The organism is Dyadobacter ginsengisoli DSM 21015, assembly GCF_059568735.1.
Genome location: NZ_JCANTY010000001.1, coordinates 1676524 through 1693235 on the forward strand (window position 1 = coordinate 1676524; position 16712 = coordinate 1693235).

At 47.1% G+C, this 16712-nt stretch carries 23 protein-coding genes; 13 read left to right on the plus strand and 10 right to left on the minus strand.

Annotated features, from left to right (window positions below; genetic code table 11):
• Positions 1-131: 131 nt before the first annotated feature.
• On the minus strand, positions 132-866 hold the full coding sequence (locus BP71_RS06400; protein WP_496377716.1) for a LytR/AlgR family response regulator transcription factor: 735 nt from the start codon (positions 864-866) through the stop codon (positions 132-134).
• Positions 863-1888, minus strand: a complete 1026-nt coding sequence (locus tag BP71_RS06405) for a sensor histidine kinase (RefSeq protein WP_496377717.1) — start codon at positions 1886-1888, stop codon at positions 863-865. The genes BP71_RS06400 and BP71_RS06405 overlap by 4 nt, the downstream gene beginning before the upstream one ends.
• 241 nt (positions 1889-2129) lie before the next feature.
• Between BP71_RS06405 and BP71_RS06410 the strand changes: the two genes are divergently transcribed.
• From BP71_RS06410 to BP71_RS06460, 11 genes are all read left to right on the plus strand, one after another.
• Positions 2130-2507 (plus strand): DUF4890 domain-containing protein, encoded by a 378-nt coding sequence (locus tag BP71_RS06410; RefSeq protein ID WP_496377718.1) that lies wholly within the window; start codon positions 2130-2132, stop codon positions 2505-2507.
• Between the two features lie 11 nt (positions 2508-2518).
• On the plus strand, positions 2519-3565 hold the full coding sequence (locus BP71_RS06415) for a serine hydrolase domain-containing protein (protein ID WP_496377719.1): 1047 nt from the start codon (positions 2519-2521) through the stop codon (positions 3563-3565).
• A 236-nt stretch (positions 3566-3801) separates the two neighbouring features.
• The gene (locus BP71_RS06420; RefSeq protein WP_496377720.1) at positions 3802-4464 is read left to right on the plus strand and encodes a Crp/Fnr family transcriptional regulator; all 663 of its coding nucleotides are present in this window, start codon (positions 3802-3804) and stop codon (positions 4462-4464) included.
• A gap of 79 nt (positions 4465-4543) precedes the next feature.
• Positions 4544-5965 carry an MBL fold metallo-hydrolase gene (locus tag BP71_RS06425; RefSeq protein WP_496377721.1) on the plus strand — a complete coding sequence of 474 codons (1422 nt, stop codon included), beginning with the start codon at positions 4544-4546 and terminating at the stop codon, positions 5963-5965.
• A gap of 30 nt (positions 5966-5995) precedes the next feature.
• Positions 5996-6199, plus strand: a complete 204-nt coding sequence (locus BP71_RS06430) for a YgaP family membrane protein (protein WP_496377722.1) — start codon at positions 5996-5998, stop codon at positions 6197-6199.
• A 4-nt stretch (positions 6200-6203) separates the two neighbouring features.
• Positions 6204-6509, plus strand: a complete 306-nt coding sequence (locus BP71_RS06435) for a rhodanese-like domain-containing protein (RefSeq protein WP_496377723.1) — start codon at positions 6204-6206, stop codon at positions 6507-6509.
• Between the two features lie 14 nt (positions 6510-6523).
• A complete protein-coding gene (locus BP71_RS06440; protein ID WP_496377724.1) occupies positions 6524-7087 on the plus strand; it encodes a YeeE/YedE family protein in 564 nt (187 codons plus the stop codon).
• Between the two features lie 4 nt (positions 7088-7091).
• A complete protein-coding gene (locus tag BP71_RS06445; protein WP_496377725.1) occupies positions 7092-7709 on the plus strand; it encodes a class I SAM-dependent methyltransferase in 618 nt (205 codons plus the stop codon).
• Between the two features lie 66 nt (positions 7710-7775).
• The gene (locus BP71_RS06450) at positions 7776-8222 is read left to right on the plus strand and encodes a DUF6691 family protein (protein WP_496377755.1); all 447 of its coding nucleotides are present in this window, start codon (positions 7776-7778) and stop codon (positions 8220-8222) included.
• Between the two features lie 280 nt (positions 8223-8502).
• The gene (locus tag BP71_RS06455) at positions 8503-9312 is read left to right on the plus strand and encodes a sulfite exporter TauE/SafE family protein (protein WP_496377726.1); all 810 of its coding nucleotides are present in this window, start codon (positions 8503-8505) and stop codon (positions 9310-9312) included.
• Between the two features lie 194 nt (positions 9313-9506).
• On the plus strand, positions 9507-9710 hold the full coding sequence (locus BP71_RS06460) for a hypothetical protein (RefSeq protein WP_496377727.1): 204 nt from the start codon (positions 9507-9509) through the stop codon (positions 9708-9710).
• A gap of 94 nt (positions 9711-9804) precedes the next feature.
• Here BP71_RS06460 and BP71_RS06465 read toward each other — a convergent pair whose 3' ends face one another.
• The 7 genes from BP71_RS06465 to BP71_RS06495 form a co-directional block, all read right to left on the minus strand.
• On the minus strand, positions 9805-10056 hold the full coding sequence (locus tag BP71_RS06465; protein WP_496377728.1) for a metallophosphoesterase family protein: 252 nt from the start codon (positions 10054-10056) through the stop codon (positions 9805-9807).
• Positions 10053-10829 (minus strand): metallophosphoesterase family protein, encoded by a 777-nt coding sequence (locus BP71_RS06470; protein ID WP_496377729.1) that lies wholly within the window; start codon positions 10827-10829, stop codon positions 10053-10055. The genes BP71_RS06465 and BP71_RS06470 overlap by 4 nt, the downstream gene beginning before the upstream one ends.
• On the minus strand, positions 10826-11884 hold the full coding sequence (locus BP71_RS06475) for an ArsO family NAD(P)H-dependent flavin-containing monooxygenase (protein ID WP_496377730.1): 1059 nt from the start codon (positions 11882-11884) through the stop codon (positions 10826-10828). The genes BP71_RS06470 and BP71_RS06475 overlap by 4 nt, the downstream gene beginning before the upstream one ends.
• A 112-nt stretch (positions 11885-11996) precedes the next feature.
• The gene (gene arsB / locus BP71_RS06480) at positions 11997-13031 is read right to left on the minus strand and encodes an ACR3 family arsenite efflux transporter (RefSeq protein ID WP_496377731.1); all 1035 of its coding nucleotides are present in this window, start codon (positions 13029-13031) and stop codon (positions 11997-11999) included.
• Positions 13028-13477, minus strand: coding sequence for an arsenic resistance N-acetyltransferase ArsN2 (gene arsN2, locus BP71_RS06485; RefSeq protein ID WP_496377732.1), 450 nt, complete (start codon positions 13475-13477; stop codon positions 13028-13030). The genes arsB and arsN2 overlap by 4 nt, the downstream gene beginning before the upstream one ends.
• A 15-nt stretch (positions 13478-13492) precedes the next feature.
• Positions 13493-14050 (minus strand): DUF6428 family protein, encoded by a 558-nt coding sequence (locus BP71_RS06490; RefSeq protein WP_496377733.1) that lies wholly within the window; start codon positions 14048-14050, stop codon positions 13493-13495.
• A gap of 56 nt (positions 14051-14106) precedes the next feature.
• Complete coding sequence (locus BP71_RS06495; RefSeq protein ID WP_496377734.1) at positions 14107-14439, minus strand: ArsR/SmtB family transcription factor; 333 nt, start codon at positions 14437-14439, stop codon at positions 14107-14109.
• Positions 14440-14661: 222 nt separating this feature from the next.
• Between BP71_RS06495 and BP71_RS06500 the strand changes: the two genes are divergently transcribed.
• Both BP71_RS06500 and BP71_RS06505 read left to right on the plus strand, forming a co-directional pair.
• Positions 14662-15312: a low molecular weight phosphatase family protein gene (locus tag BP71_RS06500; protein ID WP_496377735.1), complete on the plus strand. Its 651-nt coding sequence runs from the start codon at positions 14662-14664 to the stop codon at positions 15310-15312.
• A gap of 91 nt (positions 15313-15403) precedes the next feature.
• Positions 15404-15574, plus strand: coding sequence for a hypothetical protein (locus BP71_RS06505; RefSeq protein WP_496377736.1), 171 nt, complete (start codon positions 15404-15406; stop codon positions 15572-15574).
• Positions 15575-16015: 441 nt separating this feature from the next.
• Here BP71_RS06505 and BP71_RS06510 read toward each other — a convergent pair whose 3' ends face one another.
• Complete coding sequence (locus tag BP71_RS06510) at positions 16016-16327, minus strand: antirestriction protein ArdA (protein WP_496377737.1); 312 nt, start codon at positions 16325-16327, stop codon at positions 16016-16018.
• Between the last annotated feature and the right edge of the window lie 385 nt (positions 16328-16712).

Sequence of the window (16712 nt, forward strand, 5' to 3'; positions counted from 1 at the left end):
CGCCTGAAGGCTGAGAAGTTTACCTGAATACTGCCTTCCTGAACAGACCACTGCTTTTCGAAAATAGGCCTCCGTTTCTCAGGGTGTGCTGCTGCTGCGATTATTAAAGTCGCATGATCTCTCAGAATGCATTATAAATCAGGATTGCCGGAAATATTCCGCTGTTGAACGCGCTGTATCAGCGCCTCGCGATACGTTCGGCTTACAGGGATTTCTTTTTTACCAATCCAAATTGAATTGCCCTGAATGGCATCGATCTTTGAAAACTGAATGATAAAAGAGCGGTGCACCCGCATGAACTGCGAAGCGGGTAATATTTCTTCCATTTTACCCAGCTGCATAAGCGTCATCAGGCGATCGGCGCTGCGGTGGATAAGAACATATTCGCCGTAAGCTTCCAGATAGTCAATATCGCTCCATGTAACCTTGTGGGTTTTGGCATCCGATTTGATAAAAATATAATCCTGCTCATTATCAGCCAGGACATTTTGGCGTATAGTATTACGGGTTCCCAAACGATCCATCGCCTTACCGACGGCCTGGAAGAACCTTTCAAAGGCGATCGGCTTAACCAGGTAATCGAGTGCATCGAGCTCATAGCTTTTGACGGCGTATTCTGTGTAAGCTGTGGTGAATACAGTCAACTGGCTTTTCCCCAGCGTCTGCATGAAGCTGATACCATTAACGTCAGGCATCTGCACATCCAGAAAAAGCAGATCGACCCGCCGGCTTTTCAGCACTACCGAGGCTTCAATCGCATTCGCGCAGGTTGCTACCAAATCTAATGCGGGGATTTTGGAGACATAATCCGTGAGCAGTTTGCGGGCCAGGGTCTCGTCGTCGATGATCATGCAGGTAATTTTCATAGGTTCACAATCAGTCGGATTTCAAATGTGTCGGCATTATCGATGATTTCCAGCTCATGTCTGCCAGGATATGTGAGTTCCAGGCGTTTTTTTACATTCGCAAGACCTATACCACCGGGTTCACTTTCCGTGGCTATTGCCGTTTTTTTAGTGTTAACGCATAAAAAAGATAACGCATTCTGCTCGTCCACGTGCATGTTAATGAAAATGTATCCCTGCGGATTCATGTCCAGGTCGGAATGTTTGAAGCTATTTTCTACAAAGGTCAGCAGCAACAGTGGTGCAATCTGGTGTCCGGGGCCGATGCCTGTTACTTCAAAAGACAGATGCTGCTCGAAAATCTCAGATTTGAGTTTTTGCATTTCTACGATATTACGCAAGAAAATTATTTCGTCTTGCAGAGGCACCCATTGCGCCTGGCACCGGTATAGCATATACCGAAGCAGCTCGGAGAGCTTCATGATCATGGGTGCGGCATTATCCTCTTTCAGGTAAGCGAGCGTGTAAATGTTGTTGAGGGTATTAAACAAAAAATGGGGGTTGATCTGGTTTTTCAGCAATTGCAGCTCACTTTCCAGTTGCTTCCTTGCCATCTCGTTTTGGCTTTGCAATGAATTGAACCGGTCAATAGCGAACTTCCAGGCGGTACTAATGATGAGTACAATCATAAAAAACAGGTAGATCCGCGCGAATTGAAATGCCCTGGGGTATTGAATGTTGCGTTTCAGGATCACTTTCACATCCGCTGGCACCAGCGTCAATTGCAATTTGGCAAACAAGATCAGTATCATAAAACAAAGCATACCATAGAAGACATACTTCCGCTTTTCCAGAAAAGACGGGATCAGAACCAACATATTGATGTAGACGATAACTGCTTGTAGGCTCACATTTACTGTGGCTGCCCACACCGCCCCTGGCGCCTGCTGTCCATTTGAAAACATGAGCACCCAGATGAGCCAGTAGCCCAGCCAGGCAAACAATGCCATCAGAGGGATCTTTTTAGACAGTGTATTTTCCATTGCACATGCATTTATCTGCAATGGTAAGCGATAACGGTCAAATCCGGAAAAATCTCCTTTGAATGCCCGGATTTATCCGATGAGCTTCATACTTCGCCGGTTGAATTGCATTTAGCGGCGCGCTGAGGCGCTCACCGGAAAATTCCTGCATTTGAGACCAAATTAGTTAACGCCCGTTGATTTACTTTTTTTGTATGAGACTTCCGAGCTTGTTTTGGCCTGTAATCAAACAATCGCTCAAATGAAAAATTTAATTGTTGCTGTCTCTTTTATCCTGGCAGTGCTGCTGTTTGCAGGGAACGCGTCCGCTCAACAAAACCGGCTCAACGACACTTCTGCTGAAGAGCGCGCCCAATTACAAACACAGCGAATGAAAGAAACGCTGAAACTCGATTCCCTGCAACTAGGGCAAGTAGCGTCCATCAATTTAAGTTACGCCCGCAAAATGGATCCGGTAATCGCCGGTAGCGGAAGCCGGCTTTCCAAACTCAAGGCCTATCAGCAGATCAATGCGTCGAAGGAAAAAGAACTGCAACGGGTGTTGAATCCCGACCAGTTCAAACAATTCAAACAGCAGCAGCAGCAAATTAGAGAGCAATTAAAAAAACGCAGATCATAAAAAAACAGATGATGAAAATACTTAATATTCTGACCGCGTGCGCCTTTATACTCTGCTCGTGCCGCACCGACCAAGTCACGCCGGAAACGCCGGGCACTTACAATTTTGAGCAGGTAGATAAGTTCATAGACGCGCATCTGGCCGACTATAATAATCAAGTAGTAGTACTCGTATCGCAGAATGGGAAGTTGATTTATCAAAAAGCAGCCGGCCTGGACGAGCACACTTCCAAACCGATCGCGTCGGCCTCCAAATGGCTTTCGGTGGCGGTGATCATGAGCCTTGTCGACGAAGGCAAGCTCGCACTTTCCGATAGCGTGGGGAAGTTTTTACCGATATTTACCTCCAACAAAAAAGGGAGCATGACCATTCGGCAATTGTTTGCGCATACGGCAGGTTTCGGAGGCGATTCACCACAGCAATATGAGTACAAAAGAATGATGACGCTCGCCGAGGCGGTCGATTCAATCGCCGTTTACACCCCGCTTGTCAGCCGTCCCGGCACAGAATTCGACTATGGAAGCGCAGGCATGCAGATCGGCGGGAGGATTGCTGAAATCGTGTCAGGCAAAAAATGGCAGGATTTGTTTGACGAACGCATTGCCCGGCCTTGTGGAATGACAGCCGAATATCGCTCTGCTCGCAATCCGATCATCGCAGGCGGCGTGCACACCACCGCCGCAGGCTACCTTAAATTCCTGGAAATGGTGGTTAACCGGGGCACCTATAACGGCAATCGCGTGCTGAGTGAAAACGCTATCGGGACCATGGTGACCGACCAGACCGAAAACGCAGCAATCACCGGCACGCCATATGCCACCAATCCATTTTCATCTACGCCACAAAGGCCGGTTCGGTACGGTGTCGGCAACTGGCTCGATGTAATCGATGCCGACGGCCATGTACAGGAGAGCAGCAGTCCAGGGCTGTTTGGGACACACCCATGGCAGGATTCTGAGCAGAAAATCGCAGGCATTATTTTCACCCAAACCACGCCAAGATTGAGTAGCATGACTAGCCTTCAAGTGCGTAAGATGATCAGGGATATTGCGAAATGAACACAATTGGCCGCTCATCCAGGTGTCTATCCCGATAAAGAGAACCAAGTAGTGATCACCATTCCGGGAAACCGAGCCTTGTCGCGAATTCTTCCCGAAAACAGCGAATTACTCAATAAGATACAATCGCCTTGCACGAACACCTACTTTGAATGTTCTGCGTCGCAATGTGACTCTGGTCACAGACCGGCAGTAGTGATTTTGTAAATTTGCATGATTTCCAATCACGTCAGAAAATGAACATGCATACACAGCAAGCCGCGATAAGTCAATATCTGGAAACCTTTTTTAATCAATTCGAGCCGGAGCTGATCAGGAAACTGGCCGAAAACAGCATCCTGAAGGACTTTGAGAGTGAGGAGCAGTTGATGCGGCCAGGTCAATATTTCAAATCGACCATGCTGATTGTGGAGGGCGGCGTGAAGCTATACCGGGAAGGCCAAGACGGCAACGAGTTTTTTATTTACCAGCTAGGCCCTGGCGATGCATGCGCATTGTCGATGATTTGCGCGACAAAAAAAGAACAAAGCCAGATCTCGGCCAGGGCCGTAGAGCCCACACGGGCTATACTCATTCCTATCGCCTTGATGGACGAGCTGATGACAAGCTATAAAAGCTGGTACTATTTCGTGCTGGAAACTTACCGCTCCCGGTTTGAAGAACTTTTGCAGGTCGTCGACGGCATTGCTTTCAGGAGCATGGACGAGAGGCTGGAATTTTACCTAAAAAACCAGCAAAAACTGCTGCAAAATGATGAAATACCCATCACCCACCAGCAAATCGCCAGTGATCTGAATTCATCCAGGGAGGTTATCTCACGGCTTTTAAAAAAGATGGAACAGAGGGGAATGGTCCGCTTAGGCAGAAACACGATCAAAGTTCTGAGAAAATTTCCCTGAGTGACAAATATCACTGACCGGCTCGCCTGCCCTTCCGAACTTTGTATTGTTCATTAAGAAGAATCAAACAAGGAAGGCTATGCGAATCGAGCAAATCTATACCGGCTGCCTGGCCCAGGGCGCCTATTACATTGAGAGTAACGGCGAAGCAGTGGTTATCGATCCCCTTCGTGAGGTGGAGCAATATATCAAACGGGCTGAAAAAGATGGCGCACAAATCAAGTACGTGCTCGAAACGCACTTTCATGCTGATTTTGTCTCCGGTCACATTGATCTGGCCGAAAAAACAGGAGCGCAAATCGTATTTGGCCCCACTGCCAAGCCGGGGTTTCCCGCCCATGTTGCACAGGACGGTGAAGTTTTGAAAGTAGGCAATGCTACGATCACAGTACTGCATACACCAGGGCATACGATGGAGAGTACCTGCTTTCTACTGGCCGATGAACGTGGAAAACACACTGGCATTTTTACCGGCGATACATTATTTATCGGAGATGTCGGCCGTCCCGATCTGGCGCAAAAGGTTGTAGCGGACCTTACCCAGGATAAATTGGCCCGGCATTTGTTCCATTCCCTGCGTAACAAGATCATGCCACTTTCCGATGATATCATTGTATATCCGGCCCACGGTGCAGGCAGCGCCTGCGGCAAAAACATGAGCAAGGAGACCACCGATACACTGGGCAATCAGAAGCGGTTCAATTATGCGTTACGCGCCGATATGACCGAACAGGAATTTGTAAAGGAAGTAACCGATGGATTGATGCCGCCCCCTGCATATTTCCCCGAAAACGTGATGATGAACATTAAGGGATACGAAAGTATCGATACGGTGCTCGAACGCGGAAACGCCGCCCTCGACCCGGATGCCTTTGAAGCCGCCGCCAATGAAACCGATGCGGTAATGCTCGATACCCGCGATGCCCGGATTTTTGCCCAGGGGTTCATCCCCAATTCGATCAATATCGGGATTGACGGAAGTTTTGCCCCCTGGGTTGGCGCCATGATTCCCGATATCAAACAGAAAATACTGGTGATTGCCGACCAGGGCAGAGAAGAAGAGGTCGTCACCAGACTGGCAAGGGTTGGCTATGATTACACAATCGGCCACCTCAAAGGTGGTTTTCAGGCCTGGAAAAAGGCCGGGAAGGAAACAGATCACATAGAATCGGTAACGACCGCCGAAATGGCAGAGCGCCTCAAACAGGACCCCTCCCTGACCGTGCTTGATGTGCGCAAGGCGAGTGAGCACTTTTCCGAGCACGTGATCGGCTCCGAAAATATGCCGCTGGATTACCTGAATGACCACCTGGCAGAGATCAGCAAAGATAAAACCTACCTGGTACACTGCGCGGGAGGGTACCGTTCGATGATTTTCAACTCCATTCTCAAATCAAGAGGATACGATAAGCTGATCGACGTTCAGGGAGGCTTTAAAGCCATTAAAGAATCAGGGCTGATACCGGTAAGCAACTACGTGTGCCCGAGTACCATGTTATAGCTATTTGGATTCAATTAAATCACTTATGTCATGAAATCAAATTTAGGAACCACAGACAAAATAGTCCGCGTGCTGGTCTTCTTGGCGGCCATGATGTTATACTTAATGAAAGCAACCTCGGGAATCTTCGGAATCACATTGATTGTGGTCGCGACGGTACTGCTACTGACTTCATTGCTGAATTATTGCCCACTGTATTCCATATTGGGTATCTCCACCAAAACGAAAAAATAAACTTATGGGAATCTTATCATCATTATTCGGATCCAAGAATGCTGATTACAAAACCCTGATAGAGCAAGGAGCGGTTATTGTCGACGTGCGCTCGCCTCAGGAATTTGCCACAGGACATATTCGGGGAAGTATCAATATCCCGCTGGATCAGATCAATACAAAAGCAGACATGCTGCTCAGGAAAAACAAACCCGTAATTACATGTTGCCGGAGTGGCGCAAGGAGCGGCATGGCCGAAGGCATGTTGAAATCTGCCGGGGTGGACGTCTATAACGGCGGGTCCTGGGAGAGTCTCAAACAGAAAATCTAAATATAAGCGCTAACATGCTGGAAGTAATCAAACAGCCGTGGCCCTGGTACATCGCAGGGCCGCTTATCGGGCTCACCGTGCCGGCCCTGCTCATTCTTGGAAACAAGTCATTTGGGATATCATCTTCATTGCGGCATGCCTGTGCTGCATGCCTTCCCGCCGGAATTCCATTTTTTAAGTATGAATGGAAAAAGGAAGCCTGGAACCTGGTATTTGTGCTTGGGATTTTTCTGGGAGGGATGGTCGCTTCGCACTTTCTGACCAATCCCGCTTCCATCAAGGTTAACGAAAATCTGGTAAAAGAGCTCGCCGTATATGGTATAGCGGACTTTTCTTCGATGATTCCCACCGACATTGTGAGCTGGGAAAACCTGTTCACCGCTTCCGGCCTGATCATGATGGTCGGCGGAGGGTTCCTAGTGGGATTTGGGGCACGTTATGCAGGTGGATGCACGAGCGGGCATGTCATCATGGGACTCTCCACATTACAATGGCCTTCTCTGGTCGCGACAATCTCTTTCATGATTGGAGGGTTTGTCATGGCCAACTGGATATTGCCGATCATACTCAGCTTGTAACACCATGGATGAATTGAAAACATATTGGGAGGATGTGTACAGGACCAAGCAATCCGATCAGATGAGCTGGACTCAGCGCCGGCCAGATACCTCCCTGGCCCTGATAGACGACTTACACCTCCCAAAAAATGATCCCATCATCGACATTGGTGGCGGGGAAAGCATGCTGGTTGACTACCTGTTACAAGAGGGTTATACCGACATCACTGTTCTGGATATCTCACAAACAGCGATCGATCATGCAAAGGCCCGACTGGGACCGTTATCCGGCCGGGTAACATGGATTGCCAGCAATGTTCTGGATTTTATTCCATCCCGGACCTACCGGGTCTGGCATGACAGAGCAACTTTTCATTTTTTGACCGAAAACAAGGACATCGAAAAGTATGTCGGGACCGTCGGGCAATCGATCAATGAGGGGAATGTCATATTGGGGACTTTTTCGATGACCGGACCGGCAAAGTGCAGTGGATTGCCCGTTAAACAATATGATCACAGCTCGCTTGCCGAGGTTTTCAGCAAAAGTTTTCGATTGGTCAAAAGCCTCGACGTTGATCACATTACGCCGTTTAATACCTGTCAGAATTTCATTTTTTCGAATTTTCAAAAACTAATGCTGTAATAGATGAGCAACTTCACATCTGAAATAAGCAGGGAGCAAGAACACGAGATCCGCGCGACTGACGCGATGTGCATTAATGAAAGCCAACAGAACCACCGGTGGTATTACAACTTAAAATATCTGGTTACAGGTGTATTGTTCGGTGTTGTATTTGTCAAAGCCGAAGTAATCAGTTGGTTCAGGATACAGGAAATGTTCCGCCTTCAGTCTTTCCACATGTATGGGATTATAGGCAGCGCGGTGCTGGTAGGAATACTCTCCGTATGGCTTATCAAAACCTTCAAAATCAAGACCATACATGGAGAAAAAATCACTTTCTCGGATAAAAAATTTAGCAGCGGACAAGTTTACGGCGGGCTCATATTTGGATTGGGCTGGGGACTTACCGGCGCTTGCCCAGGTCCTTTATTCGCACAGATTGGCCTGGGAGCCACTGTAGTAATGGTGACCTTACTAAGCGCTGTGGCAGGAACCTGGGTGTACGGACGTTTCAGGGAGCAGTTACCCCACTGAGATCAGAAACCATCAGGGGACAGGGAACGTGAGACCTGTCCCTTTTTATTGTCACTCTGCACTCAATGATCTTGCATTGGTGTGCTTTAAACCCGGTACGCCCCGCAGTGCCCTCCGAAAGCGCTGCTGCCAATTTCTTCGAACCGACAACGGGGTCGTTCGAAGAGAAATAAACCCAAAAAACAGTGATGTAATTTTTCATGTGTAACATTTATCACTGACCAGGGCTTTTGCGGCAGGTACTTTTACAGGGTAATTAATTCAATAATCTCATCAAAACATGAACTCCACAGACGTTTTGGGATTTTCCGCCTCGATATTAATCGGGCTAAGCCTGGGGCTGCTCGGCGGAGGGGGCAGCATACTCACATTGCCGGTGCTTGTATACGTCATGGGTATCAATCCCGTGCTTTCAACGGCATATTCCCTTTTTGTTGTGGGCATCACTTCACTGGCAGGCTCTTTCAATTTTATGCGCAAGGGGCTTGTTAACTACAAAGCCGCCCTTGTTTTTGCAATTCCGTCCTTTGTCTCCGTATTTCTGACACGAAAATATTTCGTTCCGATGATGCCTGATTCGCTGTTCACTGTGGGCGGCTTTGAAGTAACCAAAAATGTCGCGATCATGCTCTTTTTCGCTCTGGTGATGTTGGCTGCCTCTTATTCGATGATCAAAGAGGGCAAATCCGAGCCGCAAGAAGCGACCGGTCAGCCCAAATTCAACTATCCGCTGATCGGACTCGAAGGAGGGGTGGTAGGTATGCTCACCGGTGTTATAGGCGCGGGGGGAGGATTTCTGATCATACCCGCATTTGTGATACTGGCGAAACTACCTATGAAAATAGCAATTGGAACCTCACTTTTGATTATTGCAGCTAACTCACTGATTGGCTTTGCGAGTGGACTCTCAACTACTGCAATTGATTGGACCTTTCTGCTCGAATTTACCTCTCTCTCTGTTGGAGGCATCTTTCTCGGGTCCTTTCTTTCCAGATTTATAGCCGGTGAAAAGCTCAAAAAGTCCTTTGGCTGGTTTGTGCTTGTGATGGGCATCTATATCATTTCAAAAGAAACCTTTCTCAAATCGTGACCAGTACCGTGGATAGTGTTAGCCACCCCGCCGCGCAGCATGTTCCGTAATAGTAAAATGCAAATACTTGAAAAGCTCAAATCCATGCGACATGCGTATATAGATAATCGTAATTAATGATATCTCCCCTGATTCAGTTGTTAAATTAATCCACCCGTTGAAGCTGCTTGTCACCCATTTAGCGTTGTTCTGGCTTGCTGATCATTCTGCTGCTTATTGTACTTTTTGGCTTGCCGGAATTCGATTTGGCTCAGCTGGTAGGCAAAAAACCTCCTGAAATGAAACCGGCCAATGCAGACCGGAATATGATGTGGAAAGGCCCCTCAGAAGAGAACATTTCAAAACTCTCTCCGGCCGAGCAACGAATGGTCCGTGCTGCGCGGGCCACAATGAACTAGCAGCATGTTCAACTGTTGACCATGAATGTGGAATTCTAATCTCAGGTGCCTGGGAAGTGTTAAGAGATAGCCTCTTTCCTTGTTCCCAACCAGCTTATAGGCGTACCCGCTGTTTTCTTCTTTGCTGCAATCGCCTTCGGAAGAAAGTAACTTTTATGTGGTTCCCGGCTATGGTAGCAATCCCATGTTTACGGACCAAGCCTATTACCTGATTAGGCCAGACATTATAGCCGACCAGGTCACCCAGGCAGTAGACAGCATCAGGATTTTGTTTTTCCAGGTCTTCCAACACCGCCTCGAAAGCAGGTAGGTTAGCATGGATATCAGATAGTAGTGCTATTTTCATTTTCCCAGACGTAATGATTCCGCATAGGCATCCGGAAGAACGCTGTCTTCCACCGCCTTGGCCGCTCTTTCAATATCGTACTCAAAGCGTATAAATTCAACGGTAACACTTTCCTTGATTGAAGTGGATGCATCCGCGTTGATATGCAGGATTACATAACCACCTCTTGGGTCACCGTCCTTTGGTTTACCAACTGACCCAATATTGATCGCATGCCGGAAATGATCTGTGCCGTCCGGATCGACGGAGCCGATGATCCTATGGTAGGGTTTGTGGGTATGGCCAAAAAGCATTACATCTGCACCGGCCTGCTCCATGATCCGTAGCATACTTTTTTCGTCCCGGTCTTCAAACAAGTACTCGTTGATCCGGCGTGGACTGCCATGTACCAGCAGCACAGACAGCGGCTTATCGTTGCGTTGAAAGTCCAGGCGGATGTGTGCTGGTAGCGTTCTTAGATAGTTCCGTTGCTGTTCGTTGACTATATCGTTTGTGTAGGCAATCGACACTTTACCATTTTCCTTTTCGTCGTCTGTTTTGTAGGCGCAACCGCAATCATCGCTGCTTCTTCCGATTCCAAAGTCGTAATTGCCAGCAATGGTAGGGATACCACGCCTTTTGATGTGGTCGATTACTTCATTGGGCCAGATGTTATAACCGACCAGATCTCCCAGACAATAAATAGCATCGGTGTCCCTGGCCTCGACATCATCAAAAAATGCTTCCAATGCCGGAAGGTTGGCGTGAATGTCTGAAAAAAGGGCAATTCTCATAAATCATTATTTAAGTATTCGATAATCTCATTGACAGTCTGACGTGCCGAACGCCCTACGCCGATTAATGTTGCCGAAGCAAAACCGGTAAAACTGCCATAACCTACCAGCCAGAGCCCGTTTAACTTTAAGGCCTTCGTACCTTCGCAGTCGACTTTTCCATCTTCATTGATGATGCCTAGATCTTTCAGGTGCCTTGTTGCAAAGCCAAATCCGGTACACCAGATCACCACATCAAATGGTTGGTTGCTGCCATCGTGCCAGATGACGCCGCGTTCATAAAACTCCTTGAAGGTTTCGCGAGCATGGAGCACACCGCGGTCGCGGGCCTGCTTTACAGGCGGTACCATGACTATGTTGCCTATGTTGTATTGGGCTGCATTAAACTCCCTCCCTTCCTTCATTGCATGATATTTGGCCGATGCCACATCAAAAAGTACCCTTCCATCCACGTCATCAGGTAAGAGTTGCGGCTCTTTCGCTGTTGCCCATACGGTGGTTGCCACCTTGGATACTTCGGCCAGGATTTGTGCCCCGGAATTTCCCCCGCCGACTATTAACACCGATTTATCTTTGAAAGGGAGCGGGTTTTTATACTGGGATGAATGCAGCTGCTGGCCTGTAAACAAGTGCTTTCCCGGAATATCGGGAACAAACGGGTTTTGAAAAGTGCCCGTAGCTGAGATAATCGCCCTGCTCTGATAATTTCCCTGGTTAGACTCTACCGTAAAAATGCCGCCCTGCTTTTTGACGCTGATTACTTTTGTATCATGCCGTATATGGACTTGGTACTTTTCCTGATAGCCGTTCAGATAATCAAGTACATCTTGTTTTGATGGAAAACCGCTTCCAGATTTAGGCATGATCCAACCCGGTAGGGAGCTTTGCTCAGCCGGTGAAAACAGCGTAAGTGAATCCCAGCCGTGTTGCCAAGCGCCGCCCCCTTGATGTTGGTCGTCCAAGATGATATATTTCAGGGTTGTCCTGCGCAGAAAGTAGCCGCAAGCTAACGCGCTCTGTCCGCCACCGATAATGATCAGATCAAATACCTCCATGAGTGATCTGGCAGCAGTTTAATTTCTTGCAAGCCTGCTCATAGAGGGCGACCGGCTTCTTCAATATCCGAGCAGCGTGGAAAATACCCATCAAGGAATCGGTTTGCAATTGTTAAACAGTAATTTTTTTTTGCTGTTGGAGCGCGAAATTGACCATTAGAATCAATACGGGCACTTCGATTAGCGGGCCAATCACAGCAGCGAAGGCTGCCCCCGAATCAATGCCGAATACCGCTATTGCGACCGCAATCCCAAGCTCAAAATTGTTACCCGCGGCAGTGAAGGCCAGGGAAGTAGATTTTGCATAATCCGCGCCCGCACGTTTAGAAAGATAGAAGGCAGAGAAGAACATGATCGCAAAATAGATCGTCAGCGGCAGCGCGATGCGCAGCACGTCAAAGGGTATGCTGACAATCAACTGTCCTTTCAAACTGAACATGACCACAATGGTAAATAGCAAAGCAACTAAGGTGATTGGGCTGATGGCTGGAAGGAATTTTTTCTCGTACCATTCTTTGCCAAACAGCCTGGTCAATACGACCCTGGAAATAATACCGGCCAGAAATGGGATGCCCAGATAGATAAAGACGCTTTGCGCAACCTGACTAATAGTGATGTTCACTTCGAATCCTTTTAAGCCAAAAAGCGGTGGCAACACTGTCACGAACACATAGGCATAGACCGAGTAAAATAAGACCTGAAAAATGCTGTTGAAAGCCACCAGGCCCGCAGCGTACAAGCGGTCACCATTAGCAAGGTCATTCCAGACAATGACCATGGCGATGCAGCGGGCAATGCCAATCATGATCAGGCCGGTCATGTACTCAGGCTTATCGGGAAGGAAGATTACGGCCAGGCCAAACATCAGCAATGGGCCGATAATCCAGTTTTGAAACAGTGAGAGCCCCAAAATCCTGGTGTTGTTAAACACCTTCGGCAGCTCTGCATAGCGCACTTTCGCCAGGGGCGGGTACATCATCAGAACCAAGCCAATGGCTAGCGGCACGTTTGTCTGCCCTGAATTAAACTGATTGATGAAATCGGGTGTACCTGGCAAGAAATAGCCGATTAACACGCCGATAAGCATGGCTAAAAAGATCCATAAAGTCAGATAACGGTCCAAAAAAGAAAGCCGTGGCGTATTCATGCGTTTTGGTGCTTTAAAATACGTTTCATCACAACAGCTGATGAAGGGCAAAGGCCGCTAAATTGCCTGGTTTGTTGAATTGCTTCTGGCACTTGCTCGCGGTTCACTGGCGCGAAACCATACCGGTCAAAGTAACGATCGGCTGTGGTTGTGATCAAATAAACCTCTCGCAATCCCCGTTCGTCTGCACCTGCCAGTAGCTGCGCGACCATCTGCCCGGCAATACCTTTGCCCTTGTGAGTTGGAATAACAGCGACTGAGCGCAACAGCCCAACGAACCCAAACAGTTCAAGGCCGGCGACGCCCACAAGCACTCCGTCCTGTTTTGCCAAAAGAAAATTGCGCAGGCCATCCGGTAAATCTTCGGTAAGTAGGTTCGCTTCTTTTAGTAGGCTGACCACCAATTCTTTTTCTTCCGGCCTGGCATTATCGATTTGAATACTCATAATTCTTTAATTTGATTAACAACATCCTGAGCCAGGCTCGCAGCACGCCGCCTCACAAGCGACTAATTCCAGCTCCTGTTTGACAGGGGCAAGCGCGCAGCATGATGATTCTGCTGCTGTTGTGCCGCAGCTCTGGTTGCGGCTGAGCGCCTTGCATTGGGTGAAGTCCGGAACCAGGTTGACTGTGAATGTTTCGCTTCCGGCAACAAACTCACCAGGATACATTTGCCGCGTATCAAACTTTGAATTCCCGAATTCTATCTTCACGGTTGCATTCGGATCCAAAGGAAGCGTTTTTTCAACCAGATTGACAATTTTAAGTGCTTTACCGACCTTCATGGAACGGTCCACCTCCTTCACCGAAGGCTCCCAAAGCTGCACGATAATCTCTGTCCAGTTATTCATTACCCCGCCACAATCTACCGAAACGATCGGCGCTCGTTTGATCTCGGTAATGTGGTAAGAACTATCCACAAACTTGCCTTCTTCATATTGGAATTGCAGGTGCAAATCTGGATTTTGTTCCAAAGTGCTTTTAAATTCCCCCCAGGTCATTGGATTTAATTGGCTCATGGTTTTCATTGGTTAAATGTAATATTACGATTAATATATTCAAAAAAATACCCTGCTTAATTACAGCAGGTTGTAGCAAGGGCAAAACTGTCCAGCAACGAGCCAAACGTCTTTTGTGCTTCTTCCCACACGAGGGGATTGATGCAATAGCATACCCGCGGCGGATTGATTTCACCGTGAATAATCCCGATCCGTTTTAGCTCTTTCAAATGCTGGGAAACTGTTGCCTGCGCAAGTTCGAGCTCATCGACCAGATCACCACAAACACAGGCTTTCCTTGCAATCAAGAGTTGCAGAATCGCAACTCTGGCCGGATGCGAGAATGCCTTGGCCAGATCCGCAATACGGTTCTGCTGCTCGGTGAATATTTCGGTTTTGGTGACTCCCATGACGCAAATATAAAGACCGGTTTGTCAATTGCAATATTACGATTGGTTTTTTTGAAAACTTTTTCAATCTGTAACATCCATGAAGCGCGGTATGATTAAATTTTTTCTTGTCCGATAAATACTAATCGTATCTTTACGATTGAATTTAAATACCCCTAAAAAGAGTTGAATATGTACCTGATCCATTTATTGATAATAACCTTTCTAAGCACTGTCCCGATTATGCCACGCGAAAGCACCACCAGTAAAAAATCCCTTAATCCGAAGCTGGCCTCCTATATTAATACAGTCAAAGGTAACTTTTCACAGATACCCCAGGACCGAAAAGAAGAGCTTGACAAGATTACCCAGTACATCCAAAAGCAGGCGGATGCCGGCCAACCAGTACAGCTGACCTATATCTGCACCCACAATTCCAGACGCAGCCATTTCGGACAAATTTGGGCTGCAGCAGCCGCCGCTTACTATGATGTCCCTAATGTGAAGACTTATTCCGGCGGCACGGAAACCAGCGCATTCAATGAGCGGGCGGTCGCTGCCTGTGAAAGGGCCGGATTTGACATAACCAAAACCTCAGAAGGTAAAAACCCTGTCTATCATGTAAGCTATGCTTCTGATACAGAGCCTCTCAAAGGATTCTCAAAAAAATATGACGACAGCAGCAATCCTCAAAGTAACTTCTGTGCGATCATGACCTGTTCGCAAGCCGACAAGGCTTGTCCGGCTGTAAAAGGTGCAACCGCGCGGATCGCTATTCCGTATGATGACCCCAAATTATTTGACGGTACTCCGCAAGAATCAGACAAATACGACGAGCGCTGTAAACAAATTGCCACCGAGACATTGTATGTTTTCTGGAAAGTAAAAATCTAAATCACAATCAATAGGTATTCGCCCTGTCCAGGGTTGGATTGCCGCTTTTAAATTTATCGCAATATTGCAATAGAATTCAAATATTTAAGCCATGAACAGTTTAAAGAAGGCTCTCGCAAACTGGCCGGAATATCAGCCAGCGATTTTAAATTATCTGAAAAAGCATAGCAAAGACGAAATGCTTTCCCAGGACCTGGCCCATGATATATTCCTTAAAATACACCGTCTCAGTTTACTGCCTGATTACAGCGTTCAAATCTAGTTCATGAACAGTCGATCCACGCTGCAAAAATAAACCCTGACGTGTGTCTCGTCAGGGGGACACTGGGCTCCAAAGCCAGTTGAGCTTCTTCTCAGCTTCATTTGACCGCATAGGTTTTGAACTTCTCGAATATCTTATCGATATCGGTTCTATCGTAATAAATCACGCCACCTATCCGCATGAAACTGAGATGATGGCTTACTCGCATGGCATGTAGCTTGCCAGGTCATACGTCAAGTAACTTCCTAACCGCTCGGGATTTGAGCCACTGCTTGGATTGCTAAGTGCCTCCGCCTGCAAGCAACCTTCTCATTTCGGAGAGCATTTGTTCCATAAATTTTTCCAGATCCGCCAAAGTGACTAATTGATACGAGAACAACACTGAACTCTCCTGTGATTGCTTGCTCTTCTTGTCCATTGTTCGTTGCTTTATGTTAACAATCAAAAACATCGATTGACACATTCGGTTGATGTTTTTGATCGAAAAATAATAGTCAGCATTTGATACTTGCTTCCTCTTTTTCCCAGTGGAATAAAAAGAATAAAGTGCCCTTCGTATTCGCAGTAGCCTTCCAAGAACAGGTCTTTTGCGAAGGCTTCGCAATCAAAATACCATTCGAGTGTCTGAGGTACGCCTGAAAGCAAGCCTGTCTCCTCGATATACTGGTAAGCATATTCGAGCGTCGTATCTTCCATCGGGCCACCAAAGAATCCCCGATACCTTTCCTGAAAGCTTTCGATTTGATCTTCCAATTCATACACTTTGGTTGTAAATCAGCTTTCAAAATCTGCAAAATTTAGTAATTTTGTTTTTGCACAAAGAGCTGAATAAAACAAATTAGAACGAGTCAAATTTCGTGGGACCCTTTATGGAACCCCATTTCTAAAAAGCTTCGAAATTACGCCGAAAACGCGGTTTTTTGTAATCCCAGCGGGATCACTGAAAGCGCCTCAAAAGGCGCTTTTTTGTTTTAAATTGTTCTGAAAATCAGCTTGTTTCAAAATTTCTGAGTCATTCCTGATCAAAGTAACCTATCCGATTCGGTTACCGTTTCGGTTACCTATCTGATTTTCTAAATTAGGTAACCGAATTTCCGAAAATAGCTTGTGTGATGTGGTTTTGAGGAAATCGATGCGT